The organism is Acinetobacter sp. TUM15071 (genome assembly GCF_008980925.1).
In the GTDB taxonomy this organism is placed as follows: domain Bacteria; phylum Pseudomonadota; class Gammaproteobacteria; order Pseudomonadales; family Moraxellaceae; genus Acinetobacter; species Acinetobacter dispersus.
Genome location: NZ_BKGB01000025.1, coordinates 15272 through 41572, shown reverse-complemented (window position 1 = coordinate 41572; position 26301 = coordinate 15272). Strand labels below are relative to the sequence as shown.

General features: G+C 42.1%; 30 protein-coding genes and 1 pseudogene. 12 read left to right on the top strand and 19 right to left on the bottom strand.

The window, feature by feature from the left end; genetic code table 11:
• Positions 1-53: 53 nt before the first annotated feature.
• The 4 genes from mnmC to GBI66_RS18030 are packed head-to-tail and all read right to left on the bottom strand — an operon-like array spanning position 54 to position 3370.
• Positions 54-1952 (bottom strand): FAD-dependent 5-carboxymethylaminomethyl-2-thiouridine(34) oxidoreductase MnmC, encoded by a 1899-nt coding sequence (gene mnmC, locus GBI66_RS18045; RefSeq protein WP_151717030.1) that lies wholly within the window; start codon positions 1950-1952, stop codon positions 54-56.
• A 17-nt stretch (positions 1953-1969) separates the two neighbouring features.
• A complete protein-coding gene (locus GBI66_RS18040) occupies positions 1970-2428 on the bottom strand; it encodes a hypothetical protein (RefSeq protein ID WP_005184992.1) in 459 nt (152 codons plus the stop codon).
• 3 nt (positions 2429-2431) lie between these two features.
• A complete protein-coding gene (locus tag GBI66_RS18035; protein ID WP_005184989.1) occupies positions 2432-2734 on the bottom strand; it encodes a YciI family protein in 303 nt (100 codons plus the stop codon).
• Positions 2735-2758: 24 nt separating this feature from the next.
• A complete protein-coding gene (locus GBI66_RS18030; protein WP_004804291.1) occupies positions 2759-3370 on the bottom strand; it encodes a septation protein IspZ in 612 nt (203 codons plus the stop codon).
• Positions 3371-3415: 45 nt separating this feature from the next.
• On the opposite strand from GBI66_RS18030, the gene GBI66_RS18025 reads away from it, so the two are divergent.
• Positions 3416-4279, top strand: coding sequence for a PHP domain-containing protein (locus tag GBI66_RS18025; RefSeq protein WP_005184985.1), 864 nt, complete (start codon positions 3416-3418; stop codon positions 4277-4279).
• Positions 4280-4415: 136 nt separating this feature from the next.
• Here the strand turns inward: GBI66_RS18025 and GBI66_RS18020 are convergent, their stop codons facing one another.
• A complete protein-coding gene (locus GBI66_RS18020; RefSeq protein WP_005184982.1) occupies positions 4416-5309 on the bottom strand; it encodes a LysR family transcriptional regulator in 894 nt (297 codons plus the stop codon).
• 103 nt (positions 5310-5412) lie between these two features.
• Here GBI66_RS18020 and GBI66_RS18015 point away from each other — a divergent pair, with 103 nt between their 5' ends.
• The gene (locus GBI66_RS18015; RefSeq protein WP_005184979.1) at positions 5413-6459 is read left to right on the top strand and encodes an aldo/keto reductase; all 1047 of its coding nucleotides are present in this window, start codon (positions 5413-5415) and stop codon (positions 6457-6459) included.
• A gap of 46 nt (positions 6460-6505) precedes the next feature.
• On the opposite strand, the gene GBI66_RS18010 is transcribed toward GBI66_RS18015, so the two are convergent.
• Both GBI66_RS18010 and radC read right to left on the bottom strand, forming a co-directional pair.
• Positions 6506-7417 (bottom strand): bestrophin family protein, encoded by a 912-nt coding sequence (locus GBI66_RS18010; protein ID WP_005146919.1) that lies wholly within the window; start codon positions 7415-7417, stop codon positions 6506-6508.
• A gap of 44 nt (positions 7418-7461) precedes the next feature.
• Positions 7462-8184, bottom strand: coding sequence for a DNA repair protein RadC (gene radC / locus GBI66_RS18005; protein ID WP_005184975.1), 723 nt, complete (start codon positions 8182-8184; stop codon positions 7462-7464).
• A gap of 196 nt (positions 8185-8380) precedes the next feature.
• Between radC and coaBC the strand changes: the two genes are divergently transcribed.
• From coaBC to GBI66_RS17975, 6 genes and pseudogenes are all read left to right on the top strand, one after another.
• The gene (gene coaBC / locus GBI66_RS18000; protein ID WP_005184971.1) at positions 8381-9637 is read left to right on the top strand and encodes a bifunctional phosphopantothenoylcysteine decarboxylase/phosphopantothenate--cysteine ligase CoaBC; all 1257 of its coding nucleotides are present in this window, start codon (positions 8381-8383) and stop codon (positions 9635-9637) included.
• Positions 9638-9789: 152 nt separating this feature from the next.
• Positions 9790-10167, top strand: a complete 378-nt coding sequence (locus GBI66_RS17995) for a cytochrome b562 (RefSeq protein WP_005184969.1) — start codon at positions 9790-9792, stop codon at positions 10165-10167.
• Between the two features lie 166 nt (positions 10168-10333).
• Entirely contained in the window at positions 10334-11179 is an 846-nt protein-coding gene (locus GBI66_RS17990; protein ID WP_005184966.1) for a methylated-DNA--[protein]-cysteine S-methyltransferase, read from the top strand.
• Positions 11166-11895: pseudogene (locus tag GBI66_RS17985) on the top strand (2OG-Fe(II) oxygenase). The gene GBI66_RS17990 and the pseudogene GBI66_RS17985 overlap by 14 nt, the downstream one beginning before the upstream one ends.
• Before the next feature lie 4 nt (positions 11896-11899).
• Positions 11900-12145: an Ada metal-binding domain-containing protein gene (locus GBI66_RS17980; protein ID WP_005210445.1), complete on the top strand. Its 246-nt coding sequence runs from the start codon at positions 11900-11902 to the stop codon at positions 12143-12145.
• A complete protein-coding gene (locus tag GBI66_RS17975; RefSeq protein ID WP_151717029.1) occupies positions 12132-12740 on the top strand; it encodes an alpha-ketoglutarate-dependent dioxygenase AlkB in 609 nt (202 codons plus the stop codon). Before GBI66_RS17980 ends, GBI66_RS17975 begins: the two co-directional genes overlap by 14 nt.
• Positions 12741-12832: 92 nt before the next feature.
• Here GBI66_RS17975 and secB read toward each other — a convergent pair whose 3' ends face one another.
• The 4 genes from secB to rsgA all read right to left on the bottom strand — a co-directional run bounded on the left by secB (position 12833) and on the right by rsgA (position 15165).
• Complete coding sequence (gene secB / locus GBI66_RS17970) at positions 12833-13291, bottom strand: protein-export chaperone SecB (protein ID WP_004804306.1); 459 nt, start codon at positions 13289-13291, stop codon at positions 12833-12835.
• A gap of 32 nt (positions 13292-13323) precedes the next feature.
• Complete coding sequence (gene grxC / locus GBI66_RS17965) at positions 13324-13584, bottom strand: glutaredoxin 3 (protein ID WP_151717028.1); 261 nt, start codon at positions 13582-13584, stop codon at positions 13324-13326.
• A gap of 11 nt (positions 13585-13595) precedes the next feature.
• Positions 13596-14012, bottom strand: coding sequence for a rhodanese-like domain-containing protein (locus GBI66_RS17960; RefSeq protein WP_005146887.1), 417 nt, complete (start codon positions 14010-14012; stop codon positions 13596-13598).
• Positions 14013-14106: 94 nt separating this feature from the next.
• Entirely contained in the window at positions 14107-15165 is a 1059-nt protein-coding gene (rsgA, locus tag GBI66_RS17955; RefSeq protein WP_004804309.1) for a ribosome small subunit-dependent GTPase A, read from the bottom strand.
• A gap of 124 nt (positions 15166-15289) precedes the next feature.
• Here rsgA and orn point away from each other — a divergent pair, with 124 nt between their 5' ends.
• From orn to GBI66_RS17940, 3 genes are all read left to right on the top strand, one after another.
• On the top strand, positions 15290-15850 hold the full coding sequence (orn, locus tag GBI66_RS17950; protein WP_005184949.1) for an oligoribonuclease: 561 nt from the start codon (positions 15290-15292) through the stop codon (positions 15848-15850).
• A 127-nt stretch (positions 15851-15977) separates the two neighbouring features.
• Positions 15978-16712, top strand: a complete 735-nt coding sequence (locus GBI66_RS17945; protein WP_005146880.1) for a Bax inhibitor-1/YccA family protein — start codon at positions 15978-15980, stop codon at positions 16710-16712.
• A gap of 142 nt (positions 16713-16854) precedes the next feature.
• A complete protein-coding gene (locus GBI66_RS17940) occupies positions 16855-17658 on the top strand; it encodes an enoyl-ACP reductase (RefSeq protein ID WP_005184938.1) in 804 nt (267 codons plus the stop codon).
• Between the two features lie 102 nt (positions 17659-17760).
• Here the strand turns inward: GBI66_RS17940 and GBI66_RS19530 are convergent, their stop codons facing one another.
• Together GBI66_RS19530 and GBI66_RS17935 are read right to left on the bottom strand one after the other, a co-directional pair.
• Positions 17761-17922 carry a hypothetical protein gene (locus GBI66_RS19530; RefSeq protein ID WP_171494340.1) on the bottom strand — a complete coding sequence of 54 codons (162 nt, stop codon included), beginning with the start codon at positions 17920-17922 and terminating at the stop codon, positions 17761-17763.
• 24 nt (positions 17923-17946) lie between these two features.
• Entirely contained in the window at positions 17947-18354 is a 408-nt protein-coding gene (locus GBI66_RS17935; protein ID WP_151717027.1) for a hypothetical protein, read from the bottom strand.
• A gap of 217 nt (positions 18355-18571) precedes the next feature.
• Between GBI66_RS17935 and GBI66_RS17930 the strand changes: the two genes are divergently transcribed.
• Positions 18572-18988 (top strand): hypothetical protein, encoded by a 417-nt coding sequence (locus GBI66_RS17930; RefSeq protein ID WP_151717026.1) that lies wholly within the window; start codon positions 18572-18574, stop codon positions 18986-18988.
• A gap of 27 nt (positions 18989-19015) precedes the next feature.
• On the opposite strand, the gene GBI66_RS17925 is transcribed toward GBI66_RS17930, so the two are convergent.
• The 6 genes from GBI66_RS17925 to lptE form a co-directional block, all read right to left on the bottom strand.
• Complete coding sequence (locus GBI66_RS17925) at positions 19016-20416, bottom strand: efflux transporter outer membrane subunit (protein WP_151717025.1); 1401 nt, start codon at positions 20414-20416, stop codon at positions 19016-19018.
• An 11-nt stretch (positions 20417-20427) separates the two neighbouring features.
• Positions 20428-22419: a MacB family efflux pump subunit gene (locus GBI66_RS17920; RefSeq protein WP_151717024.1), complete on the bottom strand. Its 1992-nt coding sequence runs from the start codon at positions 22417-22419 to the stop codon at positions 20428-20430.
• A gap of 1 nt (position 22420) precedes the next feature.
• Positions 22421-23764: a MacA family efflux pump subunit gene (locus GBI66_RS17915; RefSeq protein ID WP_151717023.1), complete on the bottom strand. Its 1344-nt coding sequence runs from the start codon at positions 23762-23764 to the stop codon at positions 22421-22423.
• 108 nt (positions 23765-23872) lie between these two features.
• On the bottom strand, positions 23873-24703 hold the full coding sequence (locus GBI66_RS17910) for a Sir2 family NAD-dependent protein deacetylase (protein WP_151717022.1): 831 nt from the start codon (positions 24701-24703) through the stop codon (positions 23873-23875).
• Between the two features lie 38 nt (positions 24704-24741).
• The gene (gene holA, locus GBI66_RS17905; protein WP_151717021.1) at positions 24742-25737 is read right to left on the bottom strand and encodes a DNA polymerase III subunit delta; all 996 of its coding nucleotides are present in this window, start codon (positions 25735-25737) and stop codon (positions 24742-24744) included.
• A 9-nt stretch (positions 25738-25746) separates the two neighbouring features.
• Positions 25747-26256 carry an LPS assembly lipoprotein LptE gene (lptE, locus tag GBI66_RS17900; protein ID WP_005184924.1) on the bottom strand — a complete coding sequence of 170 codons (510 nt, stop codon included), beginning with the start codon at positions 26254-26256 and terminating at the stop codon, positions 25747-25749.
• Positions 26257-26301: the final 45 nt, after the last annotated feature.

Here is a 26301-nt window from a genome sequence, read left to right as displayed (position 1 = left end):
TTTTGGCCAATTCAAAATTTTAGATTTCAGTTATTTTAAAATTAAAAAAATATTTAACCAGAATAATACGGTTTCTTTGCCTTAGTCTTCTTTTGAAAACGCTGTGGATTGAGTTTATCCAATAATGATTGCGAAATTGGACAAAGTTCTCCAAGTACTAAAGCTGCTAATACTTCGCTACACAACGGCGCAAACAAGAATCCCTTTGAACCTAAACCTGCAAAAGTATAGATTTGCTGGTGATTTTGCATTTTTCCAACTAGAGGAAAGTAATCCAGACTTTGTGCACGCACAGACGCACGGCCTTGCCATGTGTCGGTGGATGGAAGCTGTTGCGCATATTCAGGGAAGACACTGTGGATAAGTTCGTAGTTATGCACATGATCTTCTGCTAAAACTTCAACATCGTCTCGATTTGGATAAAAAGATGCTCCCAAGATTAATTGGGTCGCATCCAATTGCATACAGTAGCCACCGTAACTATAAGCTTGATCAAGTGTTAAAGGCTGTGCGCTGTTGTCGACCCAACTGACTTGTCCACGAATTGGTTTTAACACGGGGTAGTTTTCAAACAGCTCAGCACTTTGTTTGGCACAACACACAATCACATCATCGGCTGTTGCAATGAGCTGCTGATCTTGCCAAAGCTCTGTTTGGTTGTCTGCGCTATTTAAGCGAGAAATTTTTGCCTTTTCGGTTTTGATATTCGGATGGTGCAAAATTTCATCACGCAGTTGCTGTGGAGAAACTGCACCAGCCTGATGTAGCATCAAGCTTGGATAATCAGTTTCAGGTATTACATCCTGCTGATCTTGAGTGGATAACACGCCCGAAGGATACTGTTCCGCTAAGCTGAGTAATTCATCCGCATTTTTTAAAGCCATTTGTTGGACTTGAATGGGTCTAAATGCTTTGAATCTAGGATAAAAATTCAATGCATGTTGCCAGCTTAAGGTCATCAAATGTTCATGTGCCTGTTCAATTGGACACAGCTTGGGATTGAGTAGAGCAAGGGGATTGCCTGATGCCCCGGAGAGAGGCTCATTTTGCTCGTAAATAGTGACTTGATGACCACGTTGAGCAAATGCCCATGCTGTGCTTAAACCTGCGATTCCCGCACCAATAATCGCGATCTGGTGTGGTATCGTTTTTAATGCAGCTTGTGGGCTTGTAAGGTTTTGTTCTGAATCAGCCTGAGTGGATGTTTCGGATGACGTATCTAACCAAATAGCTTTTAACATTTCACGTTTATGACCAAAACCTCGTGGGCGGCTAATGTGCACAGCATGTTGCTTCAGTCCACGTTTCAGCACACCAGCAACACTAAAGGACGCAAAGGTCGTTCCAAACTCAGATAAACGTACCATGTGATTGAGTACATTTTCCTGCCACATATCTGGATTGCATGATGGAGCAAAACCATCGAGAAACCATGCATTCACGGCTTGAGTCTTTGGGATACTTGGAAAAATATCCTGAGCATCACCCAACCATAAATCAATACTAAATCGTTCTTCAGGAAAACTTAAGCGGTGGCAACCTGCGATAGGCAAGGGATATTGTTGAATCAGCTGTTCTGCAAGTGGCTTAAGTTCAGGCCAGACATTCAGTGCACGAATAAGATCAGCTTTATTCAATGGGAATTTTTCAACACTGATAGCATGTAAGTGACTGTGATTATCTGGACGAACCTGCTGCCAAAGTTGCCAAAGGGTCAGAATGTTTAAGCCCGTACCAAAACCTGTTTCGCCAACACAAAAGTATTGAAAATCTTTTAGTTCTGATAGGCGTTCAGTTAGGTCATTACCATTTAAAAACACATGGCGTGTTTCAAGTAAACCGTTATCTTTGGAAAAGTAGACATCGCCAAACTGTTTAGAAATGGGAACTTCGATACCATCGACCAGTTCCCAGTCTAATTCGGCTGTTTGTAATTTTGCAGATTGAGACATAAATAAAATGTTGGGATTTACCACTGACGACGACGTTTAGTGTGAACATAACTGGCAATTAAGAAGCCGAGAATGACACCCACAGCAATGGTCATTGCGCCATATAAAAACATTTGCGCACTGCGTTCACTTTGTAATACTTGAACTTGTACGGTCAGGTTGTCATTTTTTAACTGTAATTCTTGGTTCTGCGAAAGTGCTTCCAAATTGGCATGTTCAAGTTGTTTCAAGCGGCTGGCTTGATCTTGAATCATGGCTTTGACTTTTGCATCTTGCTGCTGTTTGGCTTTGGCAATTTGTTCAGCGGTCAAAGGTTTGGCTACTGCTGTGGTTGCATTGGTTGGCGCAGCAGTTGTGGCATTGGGTTGCACTGGGGTTGTGTTGGCTGCTGGAGCCGCAGGTGTTGCTGGCTCAACTGCCCATGCAGGAGAACTAAATAAACATAAAGCCAATACGCTTTTTAAGACAACTTGCATGATTTACCCTTTTGGAAAAGCTTTGTTGAAAGGTTTTACGTCAATATTTGAGTAAATCCCTTCTTTTAAAAATGGCTCTTCCTGAATCCAAGCATCTAAGGATTCACGACTATCAAACTCGACAATGATGGTACTGCCCAAAAAACCAGCTTGTGGATCATTTGGATCTTTCGGATGCGCACCTGCCGCAATTAAACGTCCTTCATCATCTAACTTTTGTAGACGTTCAATATGTTGTGGACGGGTTGCTAAACGTTTTTCCAAAGTACCTTCGCGATCAGTACAAGTCAGCACAAAATATGGCATGGCAGTAGCTCGATGATTTAAAATCTATTCAGTGGTTTTAAAATGCTTTCTTAAGAAAAACAGTATAGCAGCTAGGTAACTGATAGAAACGATAATATCGCCAAAAGCAGTGAATTCGCCCCAATATTTTCCTTGCATGTAGACAAAACCAAAGAAGAAATGCAAAGCCGCAAGTAAAAAGAATTGACCACACCATGCCCAGTTCAACTTTAACCAACCTTTAGGGCTGAGCTCTAACAACGAGCCTAAAAGTTTTTGGATAATTGGCATACGTTCTTTATTGAATAGTGGCGTAACCAGAAAGCCTAATCCGATACCGATATTGATGATGATCGCCTTCATTTTAATATAGGTCACATCACTAAAGATCAGGGTAATTCCACCAAAAACGACCGACATGACGACAATAAACCACTGCATTTTTTCCAATTTAAATTTTTGGAAAAAGAACAAACAGCCATAAACCACTAAGGTTGAAATGAGTAGCGCACATGTTGCAACAAGGATATGATTTTGATCGAGATTTCCAGAGCTACCCACCAACTGTAGCAAAGGATGATGACTATCTTTAGGATCAGTGGTTTTATAGAAATAAAAGAAGATAATAATTGGAAGATAGTCGAGCAACGCTTTCATGTTACAGTACGATGATGAAATAGGTCAGATAGCATAATACAAACCATGTTCGGTGTCGATTTACACACACATACACTCATTTCCGATGGTACCTTCTCTCCTGAGCAACTGGTACAGGCTGCTGTTGATTTAAAAATCCACACCCTTGCCGTGACAGATCATGACACTATGGATGGCTTGGGGCGTGCGCAAGACTATGCACAAGCTCATGATATTAAAATCATTTCTGGCGTGGAAATTTCTAGTCAATGGTCTCGAGCAAATACCAAGAAGAGTTATGGCGTACATATCGTTGCCCTGAATATGCAAGATGAAGCACCGATCAAGGCGATGCTGGAACAACAGAAAAAAGTCCGTGCCGAACGGGCAAAAGTGATTTGTCAGCTCTTAGAAAAATGTATCGATTTTGATATCTATCCTGATGTGATTGCCCAAGTGGAGGGGGAAGCAGATCGTGTCACTCGAACCCATATTGCCAAAGCTTTAGTCGAAAAGAATATTGTCAGTCGCCCACAGCAGGCTTTTGACCGTTTTCTGAAAGAAGGTAAAAAAGCCTTTGTTAAATTTGAGGGGATGGGTTTAAAAGAAACCATTGATGTGATTCATGCCAGTCAGGGTTTCGCCGTGCTTGCTCATCCGACCCGTTATGACCTGTCTGCCACCAATATCCGTTATTTGATTGAACTATTTGCTGAGTCAGGTGGCGATGCTGTGGAACTACCACCAAGTATCGAACCTGCTTCGACACGTCAAATGGTCGATCGTATGATTCAACAGTTTGATTTAGCTGTTTCGATCGGCAGTGATTTTCATGGCGAGAATATGCCGTGGATTAAATTGGGACAGACACCACATCTTAAAGAGGGGCAGAAAGGGATTTGGGAAAGCTTTAAACCATCGGTGATATGAAAAAATTAGAACTTTGCCTCATCCTTGTTTTTTTCATGCTGCTTGCATGGGGCGTACAATGGATGTTTCATGGTTTTGCAGGGGTATCCTAATCAATATTGCAAGGTGAAGATTAGTCTGACGTACTAATTTTTCATCATTCACGCTGCTGAAAGTAATCGACTAAATAATCCAAGAAGCGTTGTACTTTTGGCGCCATCAGCTCCCGATGCGGAAATACTGCATAAATTGCCGTAGCTTCAACAGGATAGTCAGGTAGAACTTGTACTAATCTTCCTGAAGCGAGATCTTCAGCCACATGCCAGATCGAATGATTGGAAATGCCAAGACCTGCTAAGGCCGCTTGCCGAACGCCTTCACCTGAGTTAGTTGCAAAATATCCCTCGACATGAACCTGTTCCACTTGACCTTCTGCATTGATCAAATGCCATTGATCGGTCAGACCATGGCCATGCTGTTGCAAGATACAACGATGTAACTTCAGATCGGACAAGGTTGTTGGCACACCATATTGTTGTAAATAGGCGGGAGAAGCACAGAGTAAACGTTGATTTGTACTCAACCGTTTGGCAATCAAGCTTGAGCTTTTTAACTGACCAATGCGAATGGCCAAGTCCATACCTTGCTGAATAAGATCGATGTTTTGATCATTCAGATCTAAATGAATTTTCAGTTCAGGATGCAATAGTGCAAACTCGGCAATCACAGGCATCAAAACTTTTGTGCCAAAGGTCGCGGAGGTGGTAATCCGAAGTGTACCTGTGAGCGGCCGATCTTTAAGCTTTAATGATTCTTGCAAGTGAATAAAATCAGCAATCCAATGTCGACCATGTTCAAGCAAAACACGACCTTCATCGGTTAAGGTCAGTTTCCGCGTGGTGCGATGAAACAAGCGCAATTGTAGGTTTTGTTCTAAGCGCTGCAATTTCTGACTGGCAACTGACACTGAAATATTAGCGTCCTGAGCGGCTTTACTGATTGAGCCTAAGTCTGCCACTCGAATAAAAAACTCAAAATCTTCTGTATTCATTATCAATAAAATCAGAAAAGTATTTCTTGATTATCGTGGTTTTTCCAACAAATCCCTAGGGGTATTTTTGTATCTAAGCCATCATATGTTTAAGAGACAGATCATGAAATATCATTTTTTAGGAAACTCGGGTTTAAAGGTTTCAGAGTTGGGATTTGGTGCAGGGACCTTGGGTGGGCAGGGACAAATCTTTGCTGCTTGGGGACAAGCCAGCCAAACTGAGGCCAATCAGATGATTCGCGCTGGTTTAGATGCAGGCATTAATTATTTTGATACAGCAGATGTGTATTCAGATGGAGAATCTGAACGAATGCTCGGTAAGGCACTTGCATCAGAACGGCAGCATACTATTATTTCGACCAAAATCGGTATTCGTAGTTCAGAGCATCTAAATGATGCAGGATTTAGTCGGCATTATTTATTGTCCGCAGTTGAACAGTCTTTAACTCGATTGGGAACGGATTATATTGATGTATTACAGCTGCATCAGTTTGATAGTTTTACTGCATTGCCTCAGTTAATGAAAACACTTGATGAACTGGTCCGTAGTGGCAAGGTACGTTACATCGGTGCTTCAAATTTTGCAGGTTGGCAACTGATGAAAGCCCAAGCGATTGCTGAGCAATATGGCTATGAAAAGTTTGTGGTCAATCAGGTTTATTACTCATTGATCGGTCGTGATTATGAATGGGAGTTGATGCCCTTAAATGATGACCAACAAATTGGTGCGGTGGTATGGAGTCCTTTAGGTTGGGGCAGATTGACGGGGAAATTTGATCGGGAGAATCCGATTCCAGCACAAAGCCGCTTACATGATACAGCGCAATTTGCACCACCAGTCAACGAAGCGCATCTCTATGCTGTGATTGATGTGTTAAAACAGATTGCAGTTGAAACTGGTTATACGATTCCGCAAATTGCCTTAAATTGGTTATTACAGCGACCAACGGTAACCAGTGTGTTGATTGGCGCACGTAATCAAACCCAACTGCAAGACAATCTTGTTGCCAAGGATATTCAACTGTCGATTGAACAGACTGAACGCTTGAATCAGATCAGTGCGATTTATCCGCCGTATCCTTATTATCCCTATTGGAATGGACAGTTTACCGAACGCTTTAAGTTCATCGTTCCATCACAATTTATTTAAGTGATTTTAAGCCGCATAAAAATGCCCTCATTGGAGGGCATTGAAATTAGAGCAGGTTATGGTCATGGGCCTGAATCGGCGGTGGGGTTGGTCGACCTAAAGTTCCAAGTAATTCAATTTCGATTGAACGTACCATCGCATCAAGCGGTAAGTCATTGCTTTGTGTGCCAAAAGGTTCTTCTATTTCAGTGCTTAAAGCATCCAGACCTAAAAAGGTATAGGCCAAGATACCGACCAATAACGGTGTCACCAAGCCCAATAAAGAGCCGAGACTGAATGGCAACATAAAGCAGAAGAAATACACGGTACGATTCAGCAAAACAGAATAGGCAAATGGAATTGGAGTATTGGCAATTCGATCACAGCCCGTTTGCATTTCACTTAATGCTGCAACGTGGCGGTTCATCTGGGTATAAATAATATCCGAGATTTCACCTTCTTTCATCGCCTGTAACAGTTCCCATTGGATCAGACTCAAGGTGTACTGTGGCGCATTATGTTGTTGATAAAGTTGGGTCAAGGCTTGTTGGCTAAGCCCACTGGTTTCAGTCAGTTCAGTTGGATTGGCAGTCTGATGGCGTAGACGGTCACGCAGCACGTTGGCAAATACAATTACATTTTGAATAATACGTTCACGACGAGCCTGTGTCAGGACACGGCAATCACGGTCAAAATGACGAGAGGTCGCGATTAAAACGCCCCAAAGTTTACGTGCTTCCCACCAACGGTCATAACAGGCAGTATTCTTAAATCCCAAGAAAATGGACAGCACCACACCAATCAAGGTGAAGCCAACTAAGGGAATTTCAGGGAAGCGATATAGATTGACATATTCGACCCCACCAATGATGGCAGAGATCAGCATTACGAAACCAAGAGAGGGCAAAATTTTGGGTAAAATGGTCCCCCGCCATGAGAATAAAACTTTAAAAATACTCGGCTGGTCACGGACAATCATGTTATTTGAATCATTAATTTTATGTTTTGATATTCCTGTTTGATTTAATCTTTGTCAAGGCGAGATTGCTTGATTTTAATAGGGTTGAGCAGTTGTTGTTCAGAAAATGAAAAATGCCCTTCGGAAGAAATAATAAAATGATCGATCAGGTGAATTTCCAGCAGTTGACAGGCTTGTTTCAGTTGTTGGGTCAGATAAATATCCTCTGCTGAGGGTTGGGCAATACCATAAGGATGATTGTGTGCGACCACGATTTGGCTAGCTTGATGTTGTAGTGCATAACGTAGGGTTTGATTGAGTGAAACGCTACAGGAATGATGTGAACCAAAAAACAGTTTTTTAAAATGCAACTTTCTCAGTTCAGCATCTAAACAGAGGACAGCAAAAACCTCCTGTTTTTCACCTAGAAGTTCATAGCGTAAATAGTCGAGTACCAGTGTTGATGTATCCAGACAAAGTCGTTGTTGATGGAAATGATTATTCAGATAACGACGCCCTAATTCTTTCACTGCCATCAGTTGTGCATATTTGGTTGAGGCAATGCCATTAAATTTTGATAAATCCTCAAGATTGGCATCAAAGATCAAATTAAGTCCACCAAAGTGTTGAATCAAAATACGCGCTAATTCTACAGCAGAGTGCTGTTTTGAGCCTGAACGCAGAAAAATCGCCAACAATTCAGCATCGGATAAGCTTTGTGCACCTTGAGATAATAACCGTTCTCTTGGGCGTTCTTGCTCTGGCCAGGTTTTTATTGATTGAATCACAGGTTGTTTTTCCTTTGATTTTATTATGATTATTATTTTTCTAGGCAAAAAATATTGCGGATATTTTCCTTTTAATTTTTGCCATTTAAACAATATTCTCTATCGGCAGTTTGAGGGAAATGTTGATGGTGCTACTTGGGTATCAACTTATTTAATGCTATTGTGAGCGCCACTGCAACAGTAAGGTATCCTGTTTGTGAGCTTCGATCTAAGTGTTATTCCCCATAAAAACATTATATTAGCGGTTACAGGTGGTATTGCTGCCTATAAAAGTGCCATTCTGGTACGCCGTTTAAAAGATTTCGGTTTTGATGTCCGTGTGGTCATGACACATGGCGCACAAGCATTTATTACCCCACTCACTTTTCAAGCACTTTCAGGCAATCCTGTGCATACCGAATTGCTTGACCCAGAAGCCGAAGCAGGCATGGGGCATATCGAACTGGCACGTTGGGCTGATTTAGTTCTGGTTGCACCTGCTAGCTGCGACAGCATTGCAAAATTTGCCAATGGCTTGGCGGATGATTTACTCAGTACGCTATATCTGGCAACTAAGGCTCCTGTTTGGGTTGCACCTGCCATGAATCAGCAAATGTGGGCGGCAAAAGCCACACAGCGCAATCTGCAAACGTTGGTCGAAGATGGCGTTCATGTGATCATGCCAGATGCGGGTGAGCAAGCTTGTGGTGATGTTGGTCTAGGTCGTATGCCTGAACCTGAAGATTTGGCTCGCCAAGTTGCAGCCTATTTCCATAAAGCGCAACGTGCCTTGGCCGAAAAATTTGGTCTGTTGGCGGGTAAACGTGTCACCATTACTGCTGGCCCTACGCGTGAAGCGATTGACCCTGTGCGTTATATTTCCAACCACAGTACTGGAAAAATGGGCTTTGCTTTGGCAGCAGCTTGTTATGCCGCAGGGGCCAAAGTCACTTTAGTCGCTGGACCTGTTAGTTTGGATACACCGAATGGCGTACAACGTATGAATGTCAGCTCTGCAATGCAAATGTTGGATGTCAGCATGAATCAGCTTAAAGAGGGCTGTGACATCTTTATTGCGACTGCAGCAGTTGCAGACTATCGTGTTGCTCAAGTTGCCGAACATAAAATTAAGAAAGCAGGTGATGAGCTTGCTGTCGCATTGGTGAAAAACCCAGATATTGTAGCGACCATTGCTCAGCAAGAAGAGCGTCCATTTATGGTTGGCTTTGCTGCTGAAACGCAAAATGTCGAGGAATATGCTGCTGGTAAATTGGTGGCGAAAAAACTGGATATGATTGCCTGTAATGATGTGTCACGCCCAGATATTGGTTTTGCCTCTGATGAAAATGCCATGACGGTATTCTTTGCCCAGTCTTATCATATGAAAAAGCGTGAGTTGGAAAAAGCATCAAAACAAGAGATTTCACAGCAACTGGTTGAATCGATTGCAGATGCTTTACGCCGTCGCCTATAAAACCTGAACGCGATCTTTTTTATCAAAATGCAACGATTTCGTTGCATTTTTTATGTATGCTAAATCAGCAATTATCATGGTTGCTTTGAAGCCAATGCACCATGTTTTGCCTATACATAAAGCATAGCCACAGTTTTTGATAGGATATCCTAATGATTAAAAAAACTTTAGCCACAGTTGTCTTGTTCTCTGCTTTTACATTCAGCCATACAGCTATGGCTGCTGGATTAGAAGATGATATGAAAACGCTGGGAAAGAATTATAAAGCGTTTAACCAAGCTGCAAACCCACAAGCTGCTACAGCTGCTTTGGATAATATGCGTGCAGCTGCCGTGCATTCAAAACAGTATAAGCTGGCTCCGAATACGACAGACAAAGTATCAAGCTCAACGTCTTTATTTGATCAGATCGTGGTTGAGATTGATAAAGCCAAACTCTTAGTGCAAGCGGGTAAGTTGGATGATGCTAAGAAGCAAGGTAAGAAGATTGCTGAATTACGCGATCAAGGGCATAAGTATTACACCCACTAAGATATAAGTGACAAATAATAAAACGATGGAGCTGTACTCAGAAGAGTGCAGCTTTTTTATTGGGACCTAGACTGGCAGAACATAAAGCTAAGACTGAGCATGATTCAGATTTTCACGGAATGGCAAAGTTGTTACAGTGAAAATATGAATAATGAGAGGTGATGATATGTCCTCACAACAACGTAATTATGAGCGTATTGCTCAAGCGATTGACTATATTCAACAGAACTTTCAGCAACAGCCACAACTGGATGAAGTCGCTGCACATATTCATTTAAGTCCTGCACATTTTCAGCGTTTATTCACCGAGTGGGTTGGTACCAGTCCGAAAAAGTTTTTGCAATATATTAGTGTTGAACATGCCAAGAAAATTTTAAAACAAGAGCAGGGCAGTATTTTTGATGCAACCTTTGCCACAGGACTGTCCAGTACCAGTCGATTGCATGATTTGTTTATTCAGATCGAAGGGATGACCCCAGCCGAATATAAACATGGCGGACAGAGTCTGACGATCCATTATCAATTCGCAGAGACCTTGTTTGGCGAAGTACTGATTGCATCCACACATAAAGGCATTTGTGCGCTCAGTTTTGTGGACAATCGGGTTGATGCTCTAGAGCTGTTAACAGCGCAATTTCCTCAAGCTGAATTTATTGAACAGGTCGATGCATTTCAGCAAAGCGCCTTGGCCTTGTTTCAGAAGGATCAACCTCAATTGGCAGAGATTAAACTGCATTTAAAAGGCACTGAATTTCAGCTTAAAGTGTGGCAAAGCCTGCTCAAGATTCCAATGGGACAGCTCTCTACCTATGGTGAGTTGGCCAAGGCGATTGAACATCCTAAAGCCGCACGAGCAGTAGGCACTGCAATTGGTAGTAATCCTGTGGCATTTCTGATTCCGTGTCATCGGGTGATTCAGTCCACAGGTGCTTTCGGTGGCTATGAGTGGGGAACATTGCGTAAAACAGCATTGATCGGTTGGGAAGGTGTGCAAACTCATGCAGCCATCTGAATTGACACAAATCCAAACCGTGATTGATAAGATTCAAACAGCGGATTGGGGTGATATTACTGAGCAAATGCACCAACAGGGCTTTGCCCTGATCGAGCAGGTTTTATCGACCGAGTTATGTGAAATGCTGCAACAGACATATTCGCAAACCAAGCTGTATCGTAAAACGGTAGAGATGCAACGCTATCGCTTTGGTCAAGGTGAATACAAGTATTTTACTTATCCTTTGCCAAATTTGGTTGAGCGGATACGGCATGAGATCTATCCCTATTTGGTACCGATCGCGAATGCATGGTTTAGGGTGTTGAAGCTAGAAGGTTCATTTCCATTATCACATACTGAATTTCTACAACAGTGCCATCAACAGGGGCAAACGCTGGCAACACCATTGATTTTGAAATATGGACAAGGTGGCTTTAATACACTTCATCAGGACTTATATGGTGAAGTGTACTTCCCGATACAGCTAGTGATTGTATTGAGTCAGCCGAATGTGGATTTTAGTGGTGGGGAACTGGTATTTACTCAACAAACACCCAGAGCTCAATCGAAGGCGATGGTGATGCAGCCACAGCAAGGTGATTTTCACCACTCAGTTTAAGCCTGAAAAAGGCAGTCAGGGCTATTATCGGGTCAATATGAAGCATGGGGTGAGTCCGATTCATCGAGGTGAACGTTATAGCTTAGGCATTATTTTCCATGATGCGGTAAGTTAATCAGATGTGGCGACATAGTGAATTGGCGCAGATCGAGCTGCATCTGAAATTAAAACAACAGGAAATTCTGTTTGCAGGAAACGCACAGCTTAAAATCTATGGCAGATTGACCTGTGCATCAGGGAAGCGCATGCTGAAAAAGAATCGGGTATTTTTTGTCGATGAGCATGAAGCAATTGCACAAGGCTTCCGACCTTGTGGACATTGTATGCAGCAAGCCTATAAGAAGTGGAAAGATGCAACTATTTGATATTGAAGCTGATCCAGAGCAGAATCATTTGCCTTATGACGGCACGGTACAGTACTACGGCAAAGTGGTGCAGACTGCGGCGGCTGATTATTATTTTGATCAACTGATGCAGACCATTGCATGGGAAAATGATCAGGCCATGATTTTTGGAAAATTGCTCATCACTAAGCGTAAAGTAGCTTGGTATGGGGATCGGCGCTTTGAATATACCTATTCCAATATGAATAAATATGCTTTGCCGTGGACCAAGGAATTACTGGAGTTAAAACAACTAGCCGAAGAGTTAACGGGTGAGACATTCAACTCCTGTTTGCTCAATCTTTATCATAGTGGTGAAGAGGGGATGGCTTGGCATAGCGATGGTGAAACGGATTTAAAAAAAGATGGTGCGATTGCCTCATTTAGTTTTGGCGCAGAACGTAAATTCGCTTTTAAACATAAGCAAAGTAAAGAAAAAGTTGAGCTCTATTTAGAGCATGGCAGTCTATTGGTGATGAAAGACACCACGCAGACCTATTGGTTGCATCGCTTACCCCCGACCAAAAAAGTCAGTGCGGCACGGGTGAATCTGACCTTTAGAACGATTGTGACTTAAGCATAAAAAAAGGACTGAAAAATCAGTCCTTATGCAATTCATCTCTGCCAATCCCTTTTCTTTAGCAAAAAGGGGATTAGAGGGAGAATTCCTTATGCTTGACCTTGTGCGTCTGCATCCGCTTGGAGGCGTTGCATGTTTGCTTCAAACTCAGCATCAAAGTTGATTGGTGTAAGGAGCAATTGCGGGAAGCTACCTTTAGTCACTAAATCATTTACCGCTTCACGTAAGAACGGGAACAAGATATTTGGGCAGTAAGCACCTAAGATGTATGGAAGACGATCTTCTTCAACACCATCAACCAAGAAGATACCTGATTGAGTTACATCAACGATGAACGCAGTTTCATTTTCGTTGTTTGCTTGAACCACAACTTTTAAAGACACTTCATAGTGTGTAGCATCAATTTTTTCTGCAGCAGAAGATAAATTGATGTTCAACTCTGGTTGCCATTGTTTAGTAAATACTTGCGCACCAGGAACCTCAAAAGAGATGTCTTTTGTATAGATACGTTCTAATGCGAGTTGTGGTTGAACTTGTTCTTCGCTCATTGTTTTTCCTTAAATCTTGGATTTAGATGTTGTTAAGCTAATAATTGGTCGAGTTTGCCTTCACGCTCTAAAGCATAAAGTTGATCAAAACCGCCAATGAATTGGTCTTTGATAAAAATTTGCGGCACAGTACGGTGATTAGTACGTTGCATTAAATCAATACGAACTTCTGGTGCTTCATTGGAAAGATTAATTTCTTTATAAGCAACGCCTTTGCGCTCAAGTAATTGTTTTGCGCGTACGCAATATGGGCAAGAAAGCGTTGAATAAATGGTGACGTTTTGCGTAGTCATTTTATCTCTCCTTAAGCTTTGGTTTTGCTTTTCACTAAAGGTAAGCCTTGAGCTTTCCAATTGCTAATACCGCCGTCTAAACGGTAGCTGTCGGCATGGCCAACTTTTTGCAATGCAGAGCCTGCAACTTGACCTAAGTTACAAATAAAGACCAGTGGACGATCACTTGCTTTTAATTCATCTAAATGACTGGTGATTTGGCTATATGGAATGTTACGACTGCCGCTGATGTGACCATCACGGAAATCTTTTCCATCACGTAAGTCGATCAAAATGGCATTTTTTGCCTTGACCAAAATACCTAGAGATTGTGGTGAAATTTTACGACCGTTGCGTTGTCCTTCTAAAACAAAGAACAACACGATTAACACGCCGAGCGCACCAAATAAGAAGGGGTGATTCCCCATAAACTCTAACCAGCGTTCCACAAGTCACCTAAAGTTAAAATCAAAATTGACCCTGAGTATAACTTATCTCAATGGTGATCAAAAACTTTAGTTCAAGGGCAAACAACCAAGAAAATTAACTTTTTTGCTGTGCTTCTTGAATTTCATCCAATAAGCGTAAATAACTGTCGAGACGGCGAGGTAAAATTTCACCTGCATCAACCGCTTGTTTCAGCGCACAATTTTTCTCATGAGTATGGGTGCAGTTACGGAACTGGCACAGTCCTAGATGGGCTTCAATCTCAGGAAAACCCGTGCGTACCTTTTCTAAACTGAGATGCCATAGCCCAAATTCACGAATCCCAGGGGAGTCAATCAACGCACCGTTTGTTCCAAATTTAATCAAACGTGTTGATGTTGTGGTGTGCTGCCCCAGTGCTGAGTTCTCAGAAATGATATTGGTTTTCTGTGCTGCATCTGGAACGATGGTATTAATCAGTGAGCTTTTTCCAACACCTGATTGTCCAACGAAGGCAACGGTTTCATTATCAATGCGATTTGAAAGCTCAGATAAGTCGCCTTGCGAATGACAAATCAAGGTTTCATAGCCTAAAGATTCATATTCGCTGAGCAAGGTGAGAATCGGGTCATTTTCAGTGAGCAAATCGGATTTGTTCAGCACCAGTAATGCTGGAATATTGGCATCGGCACAGGCCACTAGATAGCGGTCAATCAATGTTGGTGCAGGTTCTGGTAAAGGTGCAAATACAATCACAATCAAACTGATATTGGCTGCGACAGGTTTCACTTTGTGATAACGGTCAGGGCGAGTCAGGAGCGATTGTCTTGGATAAATCGCGGTGATAATGCCTAAACCTGTAATCGGATCCGCTTGCCATTTAACCCGATCACCAGTAACCAACAGTTCTAGGTTGGTACGGGTATGACAACGCCAAACACTGTCGAGTTCGATCGGTTTCCAGAACGGTTCTGGTTCACCTTCAGCCACTTGTGGTTTTTCTGGGTGCTGTTCAGGCACAGATAAAGCTTGTACTTCGAGTTGACGACCATAATGCTGAACAACCAGTCCATCCAGATCTTGCGATGTATCAATGTCGTCTTGACGTGATTTATGCTGTTTCTCAATACGACGTTGCTGTTGTTCGGTTAAACGACGCTTACGAATTAAAGCCATTCATATCCCAAAAAATCCACACTTTGAAGACCGCAAAAATAGCACGAAGCCACTATAGAATTACAGCCAAGATGTAATTAATTTGCTACTATTGATGTTTTTAAGCACTTTAGAATCGCCATCCATGAGCAGCACCCCTGATACACGATTAATTTGGATCGATCTGGAAATGACAGGTCTCGATACCGATAACGACAAGATTATTGAAATTGCAACAATTATTACAGATGACCATTTGAATATCTTGGCTGAAGGACCTGTTTTAGCGGTACATCAATCTGATTTGATTCTAAATGCGATGGATGAGTGGAATACCAAACAACATGGCCAGTCTGGTCTGATTGAGCGAGTACGCCGCAGTAAGTTAAAGGCTCAAGATGCAGAACAGCAAACCCTTGAGTTCTTAAAGAAATGGGTGAGTCCAAAATCATCACCAATGTGTGGCAACTCGATTTGCCAAGATCGCCGTTTCTTGCATCGTTTGATGCCTGAATTGGAACAATTCTTCCATTATCGTAATTTAGATGTGTCTTCGGTGAAAGAGCTAGCGAAACGCTGGAGACCTGAAATTATGAGTGGTTTAAAGAAAAATGCATCACACTTGGCGATGGATGACATCCGTGATTCGATTGCAGAATTGAAATACTACCGCGAATACTTTTTTATCATGAATAACGATAAGTAATCGATTATGGAGTAATACATAAAAGGAGCTGAGGCTCCTTTTTTAATGCATTAAAAAAGTTTGGGCTTGATCAAAAAATCGCTTAAACTCGGCTTTTAATTGCAAAATATAAAAAAAGAGAGTCTATATGCAAAGTACCAACCCCATTTTAACGCGGGTAGAAACCTATCAAGATTTGGCTGAGCCAATGACCATTCAAGGTGCGATTCAAAAATCTGTACTTTTAACCGTGATTGCTGCTGTTTTAGGCATGGCCTTATTTTTCTACTGTGCGATGACAGCGAATCTTTCGATTGCATACGCTGCAACAATTATCGGTGCAGTCGGTGGTTTAATCCTTGCTTTGATTACTACATTTAAATCCAATACCGCACCAGCTTTAGCCATTCCTTATGCTTTATTTGAAGGGGCATTTTTAGGTGGGGTATCGTTTATTTTCCAATTGAAATATCCAGGTGTTCCTTTACAAGCATTGCTTGCGACTTTCGTGACGACTTTGGTGCTGTTTGCTTTATATAAATTTCAGATCATTCGTGCCACTGAGAAGTTTAAAGCAGTTGTGATTTCAGCTTCGATTGCGATTGCCTTGGTATTTGTGGTGCAAATCATTCTACGTTTGGCTTTTGGTTCAAGCATTCCTTATATCTTTGAAAGCAACTGGTTGGGTATTGGTTTTGCAGCCTTTGTTGCTGTGATTGCATCATTAAACCTGATCTTGGATTTCGATCTGATTGAAAATGCCGCAGCACAACGTGCACCAAAAGCATTTGAATGGATCTGTGCCATCGCCTTATTGGCAACATTGGTGTGGATGTATTATTCATTCTTGCGTTTATTGAGTCTGTTACGCGGTGATGATTAAGTTCTGATCCAAGTAAAAATACAAATCGTCTTCAAGTGAAGGCGATTTTTTTATGCAAGATTGTAAAAAAGATGGATTATGCAATTCCGCAATGCGCTGATTATTGGCATCATGTGGTGAAAATTTTTCGAGTGAGAATAAGATGTCACAAGGACTTTTAGCTGGTAAACGTTTTTTAATTGCCGGTATTGCAAGTAAATTATCGATTGCTTTCGGTATTGCTTCTGCGTTACACCGTGAAGGTGCTGAGCTTGCGTTTACTTATCCAAATGAAAAGCTGAAAAAGCGTGTCGATGATTTTGCAGCACAGTTTGGTTCAACACTGGTTTTTCCTTGTGATGTTGCTGTTGACGCAGAAATTGACAATGCTTTTGTTGAATTGGCAAAACACTGGGATGGTTTAGACGGTGTGGTACATTCAATCGGTTTTGCACCTGCACATACGCTTGATGGTGACTTTACTGATGTAACGGATCGTGAAGGTTTTAAAATTGCACATGACATTAGTGCCTATAGCTTTATCGCGATGGCACGTGCGGCGAAGCCATTATTGCAAGCGCGCCAAGGTTGTTTATTGACTTTGACTTATCAAGGTTCTGAGCGTGTGATGCCAAACTATAACGTGATGGGTATGGCGAAAGCATCACTTGAAGCAGGTGTCCGTTATTTAGCATCAAGCTTAGGCGTAGATGGTATTCGTGTGAATGCAATTTCTGCGGGTCCAATCCGTACTTTGGCAGCTTCAGGCATAAAATCTTTCCGTAAAATGTTAGATGCCAATGAAAAGATTGCGCCACTAAAACGTAATGTGACCATTGAAGAAGTGGGCAATGCTGCATTGTTCCTGTGCTCGCCGTGGGCTTCGGGTATTACAGGCGAAATCATGTATGTCGATGGTGGTTTTAATACCGTAGGTATGAGCCAAAGCATGATGGATGATGAATAATTAGATAGATCTAAATTATTTGATAAAGCCGCTTTTATAGCGGCTTTGTTTTTAGAAAAAACTTAATTATGTAGAGGAAGTTTGTTTGACAGCAGCCCATTGTTAAGTTTTATCTGCATTTTCGACAAAGTAGTCATAATATTTTCTCGCCACTTCCTCTGGACCAAGTGCTACATCAATAAGCATTTGAAGAGTCCATACTGGACCAGGTATCACCTGATCTAAGTCAAAGTTTTCAGGGTAAGCTTCTGGGGCGATTGCCATTTCTAAGTTTTCAAACCACCAAATTTAAATTTTACGTAGTAGTACAATCATCTCATCAAATGCCTCCGTTACATCAAAGTCAACACCTGATGAAGCGAAGGTAAGCATTTCGTGAGTTAAGGTATTACGGCATCTTTTAATATGCTCGAATCTCTCTAAGTCATTATCGTCAATCACATCCATATCTTGCAACCATTTCAATGATGCATAGAGAGGACTTCTATTGAGTGAAAGTACCTTTTCTTTATATTCTGGATCAACAATCATTCCACTTTCATTGAATCCATTTGTAAAGAAGCTCTCAATCTTTTCGGTAATACTGCTTTTGAGTATTTCGAAAGCCATTGAAAATATTGATGCAGTAATAATATTCGTTTTAAGTGTTGTGGGATGAAGTGCTCGTTCCCAAGATGCTTTAACTTTTTCATCCATATTCGATCTCTATAAAGAAATTTATTACTGTTCTAGATATGACATATTTCTATTAGTATTAGAAATATATTAAAAAAATCAACTGACGAATATAACTAACCATTTGTCATCCCATCCTTTATATGCTAATTAATGCTGGTTTTTTGTTTAATTGAAAATTCTAAATAGAATGTCGATAAACATATTATTTTTTAGCTTTAGGGGTAGGTCAAAAAGCGTGAAGAAAATAGCTGTTGTTTTGGGATTAGTCACTCTTCTTTCACTTCAAGGTTGTGCTGCAGTGATGGCAAGTAACCAGCCACATAAAAAGAATATGGCAGTTTTGGAGGTGGGGAAACATCGAAATTATGTGATTTCCGAATTGGGCGCACCCGTCACTTCAGAAACCGTGAATGGCGAACGTAAAGAGATTTATACCTTCCAGCAAGGCTACTCAAAAGCAGCCAGAATCAGCCGTACGCTATGGCATACGACTGCGGATATTGCCACCATTGGTTTATGGGAAGTGATTGGCTCTCCAACCGAGATGTATTTCAATGGTCAGCAACTTTCATATGAAGTTGTTTTTGATGATCAGGACAAGATTAAACGTATTCAACAGATCCAAAATAATCCAGATCTGGTGAAAGAATAATAAAAGAACAAAACAATAGCGCTAGGACTATTGTTTTGGTAGTTCTTTAACAGGGCTTCCACCCATGGCTTGCATTAAAGTCACATAGGCATTGTATTGATTCTGCTTGGTTTCCACCAAGCTGAGTCGTGCATTACGTGTGGTTTCCTGCGCATCCAGTAAGTTCTTTAAGGCAATCGCTCCATTGCGATAACGCACTTCGGTCAGTCGTTCAGTTTTATCTGCCAATTCGACATTACGTTGTTGTAATTGAACCTGTTGATTCAGTTGAGTGCGATTCGATAGTGCATTTTCTACATCGGCAAAAGCTTGGTATAGCGTTTGACGATACTGAGTAATGGCTTTTTCATACTCAAGATCACTGATCGCAATGTCTTTCTTCATATCATTATATTGAAGAAAGGGTAGGCTTAGGCTCGCACCCAAAGTTAAAGCAGGATTCTTTAACAGTTGAGTTAAAGAAGTACTTGAAGAGCCAACATTCCCAGTTAAATTAATTGAAGGATAATAGCTGGCTTTGGTTGCATCCTTATTCGCTAAAGTCTTGCGTAAGCGTAGCTCAGATGCTTGTAGGTCTGGGCGGCGCGATAGAATATCAGCAGGGAGTCCGACCGCGATATTCGGTAAAGCATTACGAGGTAACTGCGCAGGCTCTTGAATATTTAATTGTTGTACAGGTTCATGCAACAGCACTGCAAGCGCAGTTCGTGCTTCAACACGCAGCTGCTCAATCTGACTGAGACTGGCTTTTTGGCTTTGTACCGATTGTTCCGCTTGGGTGAGGTCCAAACCAGATACTGCACCTGCTTTATATTGCGACTGTACCAAAGAATAGGTTTTTTGAGTTGAGGCTAAGTTTTGCTGAATGGTTTGATAGCGTTCATTCAGATAACCCAACTGCCAATACAGTTTGGCTGTTGTGCCAACCAAGCTTTGTGCTGTCGCTTGTAAATCTTGTTCAGTGGCTAAGGCTTCCCATCGGCTTGCTTCAGTTTGACTGGCAAGCTTGCCAAATAAATCGAGTTCATAGCTCACGCCAACGCTAGTCGATAAACCACGGTCAGAGCCATCACCAGAACGCAGATCATAATTATGACCTGCGGAAACGCTAGAACTGGTTCGAATCCCTTGTTTATTTTCAGTCAGACCAGCTTGTAGTCGAGCTTGTTGCAGGGTGATACCTGCGACACTTAAGTCACTATTTTTAGCGAGCACTTGATCGACCAATTGATTCAACTGGGCATCGTTAAATAGCGTCCACCATTGATCCGTTAGATTCACATTTTTACTTTTTTGTGCATCGTATTGGAACTGTTGCGGTACTTGGACTGTTGGGGCGTTATAGGGTGTTTTGACGACAGCAGAACAGCCAGCTAAGGAACCAGTGAGTACCAGTGCAAGTCCTAATTTTGTGAATTGAAAAGACATACTCAAATTCCTTATTCTCTCGCTAAAGCAGCAACTGGATCGAGTTGTGCTGCATTTCGTGCTGGCAAGAAGCCAAATACAATACCAATCATGCTTGAGCAGATAAAGGCCGCGACAATCGAGGTGGTTGAATAGCTCATTTCAATTACGCCTTTGGCAAAGTGCCCGATGATTTGACCAATCCCTAAAGAGAGTAGTACACCGAGTACACCGCCCAATAAGCAGACCAGAATTGCTTCAATCAGGAATTGCTGCAAAATGTCACTTTGTCGAGCACCAACCGCCATACGTACGCCAATCTCTTGGGTTCGTTCAGTCACAGAAACCAGCATAATGTTCATAACCCCAATACCGCCAACGACTAAAGAAATCACGGCAATTGCCGAGATCAGCAAAGTCATGGTTGCAGTGGTTTGCTGGATGGTTTCACGAATACTGTCTGAGTTTTGGGTAAATACATCTTGGGCACCGTGACGCTGTTCTAGCAAGGTCAGAATTGCATTTTCAGCGGCACTACTCGGGTATTCATCCTTAATACGGACAATGATGCTACGAACATTGGATTGCCCCAACATACGACTCATGACCGTAGAGTAGGGCAGATAAACGTTCAAGCTATCTGAACTTCCCATAAAGCCTTGTTGGGCATCAATCACCCCAATAATACGGCTTGGTACACTACCCAATAACAATACTTGACCAACGGGATTGGTCCCATCTGCAAAAAAGGTTTTTTCGGTATTGGTATCAATTACCACGTCTTGGGTACGCTGAGTAACGCTGCTCTTGTCAAAGGGCTGGCCTGATTTAAAGGTCATGCCACGGACATAGAAGAAATCCTCACTGACACCATTCACTGTTGCTGATGCTTCAGTATCCTTATAGCGAAGCGTCACACTGGTATTGGCAGAAGGACTGACCCCATCGACATAAGGCTGTTCTGCCAATGCTTCTGCATCGGCTGGAACCAGTGTTTTGACTTGTGAAGCACGTGAATTATCACCAAAGCCACGACCTTGATATACGGTAATGGTATTGGTACCCAGACTACTGATATTTTCTAAAATTTGTTTTTGTGAGCCATTCCCCAGTGCCACCACCGAGACCACGGATGCAATCCCGATAATAATCCCGAGCATGGTTAAAAAAGTCCGCATGCGGTGTGCATTCATGGCAAGCAGTGCCATACGGAACGCTTCACCAAGACGATCGAAGAAAGAGCGCCAAGCTGAGGTTTTTTTCTGTGGTGTGCGTTGCAGGGTTTGATGCTCTAAATCAGAATCGGCATTTTCAGGCACATTGGCACGGTCTGAAATAATATTACCGTCGCTGATCTCAATAATTCGGGTCGCATTTTTCGCGACATTGAGATCATGAGTGACCAGAATAATGGTATGGCCTTTGGCATTTAGCTCACGCAAAATGCGCATCACTTCAATACCACTATTCTTATCCAATGCACCTGTTGGCTCATCGGCAAGAATCACATCGCCGCCATTCATTAAGGCACGGGCGATGGAGACACGTTGTTGCTGACCACCAGATAGCTGACTTGGTCGATGATGTAAGCGTTCTTCAAGGCCTAGCTCAGACAACAATTCAGCAGAGCGTTCCTGACGAATATGGCTATCAACGCCTGCATAAATTGCAGGAACTTCAACGTTACCAGAAGCACTCAAATCACCGAGTAAGTGATAACGCTGGAAAATAAAACCAAAATATTCACGGCGTAATTGGGCCAGTTCATCTGGTTCAAGTTGTCGCGTTTCTCGACCGCTGACGCGATAGCTACCCGCAGTCGGTTTATCCAAACAACCCAAGATGTTCATCAGGGTGGATTTACCCGAACCTGATTGACCAACAATGGCAACCAATTCACCTGCATAAATTTTTAAATCAATGCCTTTGAGAATCTGTACGGTTCCTTCACCCGCAGGAAACTCGCGAGTGAGGTTGCTGACCTCAAGTAGTGGCTGTGAAGAATGTGTTTGATTTTGAGTCATATTACATTCTCATTGCACGTTGATTACTGCGTTTTGCTGCTTCGTTTGAACTGTCAGAAGCATCGGCAATGACCACTTGATCACCTTGTTTTAAGCCTTTCAGTACTTGAGCTGTAACGCGGTTATTCAGGCCAATCAATACAGGTTGCGGTTGAGCTGTACCATCAGCTTGTAATACACGAACCATACCGGTTGATGCTTTACCTTGTGCAATCAGCGCTTTTTCTTCTTCACTCAGTTCAAGACGTTTTGGACGTTGTGCTTTGTCGCTATCTGATTTTTTCGCTTGCTCTGCTGATGTGTTGCCATTGGCTTGATGATCTTTACTGCGGTTACCACGTTGAGTTTGAATGGCTGCCGCAGGAACGGTCAGTGCATTTTTTGCTTCTGCCAACACAATATAAACTTGTGCTGTCATATCAATACGTAATTGGCCATCTTCATTGGGAACATCAAACAAAGCATTGTAGTAAACCGCTGCATTAGAGGTCGATGAACTACTGTTACTGCTGGTTTCGGTATTAATTGAGTTAGGAGCAGGTTCCACTTGGCGTAGTTTTGCATAATGCTTTTTATCACTGTTGCCTAAAGTGGTGAAATATACGGTTTGTCCCTTTTCAACCTTCATGACATCTGCTTCAGAAATCTGTGCCTTGATTGTCATGGTGTCCAATTTGGCTAATTTCACAATGGTTGGAGCAGTTTGGTTGGCGTTTACGGTTTGACCTTCTTCCGTCACAATCGCCACAATCGTGCCATCCATCGGCGCAACGATACGGGTATAACCTAAATCTTCTTTAGTTGTTGCGAGTGTTAAGCGTGACTGCTCGATTTGTGCATTAATTGCCGTGATTTGCGCTTGAGCAGTTTTATAATTGGCTAATGCGCTTTCAAGTTCAGCACGTGAAGTTGCATCTTGGCTAAACATGGCTTGTTGACGTTTATATTCTGCTTCAACTTTTGCCAAATTAGCTTGTTGTACTGCGAGCTGTGCTTGCTGATTTTTAATACTGGCTTCGGCTGTTTTGAGTTCGTTTTCTTGGCGAATCGAATCAATTTGTGCGATCAGTTGACCTTGTTTGACTTGGTCGCCGAGTTGCACATACATTTTCTTGACCTGACCCGACACCTGCGCACCAACACTTACCATCTTGGTGGCTTCAAGCACACCAGTTGCCAGTACAGAGTTTTCGATATCTCCTCTGGAGACTTCGGCACTAATATATTGTGGTGCTTGAGCTTTCGGTTTAAAGAACATCCATCCGAGTGCTGCAATGATCAGTACCCCGATAGCAATCATGATGATTTTGCGAGGCTGGATTTTTTTAATGGTTGTTTTTGGCATGGCGACAGGTCAAAAGTGGAAAACTGGACTTAGTATAAAAGTGAAATAAGGATAAAGCGTGAATATTTTTAATCTAGAATGAGAATTATTTTCTATTTTTCTGCTGAGTTATTCTATAAATATCTTATAAATACTGCGTACAGCAATTTCCGCATTTGTTGTCAGCGCGATGCCGCCTTGAGAGGGAAGTTCGAATTCACGGGGATTGATTCGAATGAGATTAGGCGCAAATCGCTCACTAAAATAACGTACAGTCGGGATTGCGGTGCCAGCACCTATTTCAATCACGAGTGGTTGGTGATGTATCTGTAGAAACGTGTCTAGACGTTGCTTTTGTTGTTTTTGACGCTGGCTGAGCCATGCATAGTCATCGAACATCAGAATATTGGGGCGCGCTAAATTCCCACAGCTTGGACACAAGGGAAGTGGAGCTAACCATTGGCAATCTTGCTGATCAATTTCTGGCGTTAAATCATCAGCGGGCCAGATGTCTTGCTTACATGCAGCAAGGCATTGTAGGTGATGAATTGATCCATGACATTCATAAATTTGCTTGGGATCAAAGCCTGCTTTTTGAAATTGCCCATCGACATTCGAGGTAAATACAAAATAAGGTAGTTCTAATATTTCGGCCAATTGTCTAAGTAAATGAAATCCTTGATGGGGCAGGGTTTGACGGTAAAGGTCTAAACGATGCCCATAAAATCCCCAAGCCAAACGTGGGTGATGTCTAAAAGCGGCTGGATTGGCAATTTCGGTAAAATCGATACGTTGTTTACCTAGCTCGGGATAAGCTTGCCACATACCTTGATTGCCACGAAAGTCAGGTAAACCCGAATCGATGCCCATGCCTGCACCTGCACTGATGATCAGGCTGTCTGCATGTTTAAATAGACGTTGTATGTGTTCAATTTGGTTTGGATTTAAATGGAATGGCATAGTGGAATCCATTATTTTTATTATTTAATTTTTAGTGTTTAAGCGGGCTGTGCAAATAAAGTTGTACTGCAAAGTTCGGCTAAAGCTTGCAGCATTAAATGTTCAGGGTTTTCTTTGGACATGCCTTTGATTGAAGCATCAATACGCAGTAATAAATCAGGCCAAGTTAAAAATTGTCTTGGATTCAAACGGCGCAAGGTTTGTTGGTATTGTGAAACTTTGGTTTTCCAGATCCCAAGCTGGATGGCATTGTGTGGTTGCTCAAATAATTGCATCAATAAACGCATTTCTTTGCTCAACGTCCATAAAATCAAACTATCTGGCTCACCCGCAGCGATCAGATATTGGTAAATCTTGACCGACTGTGCCAAGTTTCCAGCAAGCAATGCATCACTTAAATCATAAGTGGTATAGCGAGACTGATCTTGTAAACAGGCATATAGCTGTTCAATCTGAATTTGTTGAATATCTGGGAAGGTGTCTGCAACACGCATCAAACTATTTTTTGCAGCGAGCAGGTTATGTTCGTGATGCTGCATCAGCCATTGCCAAGCATCATTATTCAGCTGGATACCCAGCTTTTCTGCTTCTATGCTTAAGATCCGCTGACGATCTTGTGGGTAGGTCGCCGTGAGAGGAACCACGACACCATTGGCTTCAACCACTTGGAAAAAGGCTGACTTTAAACTGCTGCTGTCTTGTTTCGGCAAGACAATCAGTAATAAGTTATGTTCATTATGCTGAATATAGCTTTTAAGCAGTTTTAGGCCATTGGCATCAGGTTTGATATTGCCATGCACTTCAATTGCAAGTTGTTGTGAAAACAGAGACAGGCTATTCAGTGCGTTAAAGACATTTTTCCAGTCATTCACGCTACTGATGTCGTAGCGCTGGCGTTCAACTTCTTGTTGTTGCCAGCTTTTACGGAAAGTATCGAGCAGATTTTGTTCAAGTAAAGGCTCTTGTCCATGCATGATCCATGCACCGCGAGCTTCACCTACACGTTTTAACGCTTGAACATAATCCAGTTTCATAAGGCGTGATTATGGCTGAGCTTTAGGTAAACGATTGGCTGCAATTTGACGAGTCACTTGTTGAGCAACGTCATCAATCACAATTCGATTCAGATAAGCTTCTTGCTGGTTATCGGTGTTCACCGTTGCAACGTCGTATTGATAAGTACGAGAAGCTGTTAAAGTACGTGGCTCAGTAATTTTCTTACCTTGACGGTCTTCAATCTGGAAGGTTACGGTTAAACGTAATAATACTTCAGTCAATTTACCGTTGAGTAACTGGCGGCGAGGAGTGTAATCCAAAATCCGCAGTACATAAGCATCATTGGCGTTACTGAGTTGAACCCCCGTAGCGCTGAGATAAATACTGAGTTTATTCTCAAGTTCGCCCGTATTCGCTGGCATTGCAAGTGTTAACTTGTTATAGACCAGTGGTGCCGCTGTTGGGTTGCTTCCTTTTAAATGAAAGCCACAGCCGACTAAACCTGCACTTAGGCCTAAAGTGAGAACGATAGCAGCTGCACGTTGCGCTAAGTGCATATTTATTCCTCTATTTATTCATCTTCCCTAAGCCCTCTTTGTTCA

Coding starts and splice junctions, on each gene's coding strand:
- mnmC (WP_151717030.1), bottom strand. CDS start 1,952: ATGTCTCAATCTGCAAAATTACAAACAGCCGAATTAGACTGGGAACTG.
- GBI66_RS18040 (WP_005184992.1), bottom strand. CDS start 2,428: ATGCAAGTTGTCTTAAAAAGCGTATTGGCTTTATGTTTATTTAGTTCT.
- GBI66_RS18035 (WP_005184989.1), bottom strand. CDS start 2,734: ATGCCATATTTTGTGCTGACTTGTACTGATCGCGAAGGTACTTTGGAA.
- GBI66_RS18030 (WP_004804291.1), bottom strand. CDS start 3,370: ATGAAAGCGTTGCTCGACTATCTTCCAATTATTATCTTCTTTTATTTC.
- GBI66_RS18025 (WP_005184985.1), top strand. CDS start 3,416: ATGTTCGGTGTCGATTTACACACACATACACTCATTTCCGATGGTACC.
- GBI66_RS18020 (WP_005184982.1), bottom strand. CDS start 5,309: ATGAATACAGAAGATTTTGAGTTTTTTATTCGAGTGGCAGACTTAGGC.
- GBI66_RS18015 (WP_005184979.1), top strand. CDS start 5,413: ATGAAATATCATTTTTTAGGAAACTCGGGTTTAAAGGTTTCAGAGTTG.
- GBI66_RS18010 (WP_005146919.1), bottom strand. CDS start 7,417: ATGATTGTCCGTGACCAGCCGAGTATTTTTAAAGTTTTATTCTCATGG.
- GBI66_RS17995 (WP_005184969.1), top strand. CDS start 9,790: ATGATTAAAAAAACTTTAGCCACAGTTGTCTTGTTCTCTGCTTTTACA.
- GBI66_RS17990 (WP_005184966.1), top strand. CDS start 10,334: ATGTCCTCACAACAACGTAATTATGAGCGTATTGCTCAAGCGATTGAC.
- GBI66_RS17980 (WP_005210445.1), top strand. CDS start 11,900: ATGTGGCGACATAGTGAATTGGCGCAGATCGAGCTGCATCTGAAATTA.
- GBI66_RS17975 (WP_151717029.1), top strand. CDS start 12,132: ATGCAACTATTTGATATTGAAGCTGATCCAGAGCAGAATCATTTGCCT.
- secB (WP_004804306.1), bottom strand. CDS start 13,291: ATGAGCGAAGAACAAGTTCAACCACAACTCGCATTAGAACGTATCTAT.
- grxC (WP_151717028.1), bottom strand. CDS start 13,584: ATGACTACGCAAAACGTCACCATTTATTCAACGCTTTCTTGCCCATAT.
- rsgA (WP_004804309.1), bottom strand. CDS start 15,165: ATGGCTTTAATTCGTAAGCGTCGTTTAACCGAACAACAGCAACGTCGT.
- orn (WP_005184949.1), top strand. CDS start 15,290: ATGAGCAGCACCCCTGATACACGATTAATTTGGATCGATCTGGAAATG.
- GBI66_RS17945 (WP_005146880.1), top strand. CDS start 15,978: ATGCAAAGTACCAACCCCATTTTAACGCGGGTAGAAACCTATCAAGAT.
- GBI66_RS17940 (WP_005184938.1), top strand. CDS start 16,855: ATGTCACAAGGACTTTTAGCTGGTAAACGTTTTTTAATTGCCGGTATT.
- GBI66_RS19530 (WP_171494340.1), bottom strand. CDS start 17,922: ATGGCAATCGCCCCAGAAGCTTACCCTGAAAACTTTGACTTAGATCAG.
- GBI66_RS17935 (WP_151717027.1), bottom strand. CDS start 18,354: ATGGATGAAAAAGTTAAAGCATCTTGGGAACGAGCACTTCATCCCACA.
- GBI66_RS17925 (WP_151717025.1), bottom strand. CDS start 20,416: ATGTCTTTTCAATTCACAAAATTAGGACTTGCACTGGTACTCACTGGT.
- GBI66_RS17920 (WP_151717024.1), bottom strand. CDS start 22,419: ATGACTCAAAATCAAACACATTCTTCACAGCCACTACTTGAGGTCAGC.
- GBI66_RS17915 (WP_151717023.1), bottom strand. CDS start 23,764: ATGCCAAAAACAACCATTAAAAAAATCCAGCCTCGCAAAATCATCATG.
- GBI66_RS17910 (WP_151717022.1), bottom strand. CDS start 24,703: ATGCCATTCCATTTAAATCCAAACCAAATTGAACACATACAACGTCTA.
- holA (WP_151717021.1), bottom strand. CDS start 25,737: ATGAAACTGGATTATGTTCAAGCGTTAAAACGTGTAGGTGAAGCTCGC.
- lptE (WP_005184924.1), bottom strand. CDS start 26,256: ATGCACTTAGCGCAACGTGCAGCTGCTATCGTTCTCACTTTAGGCCTA.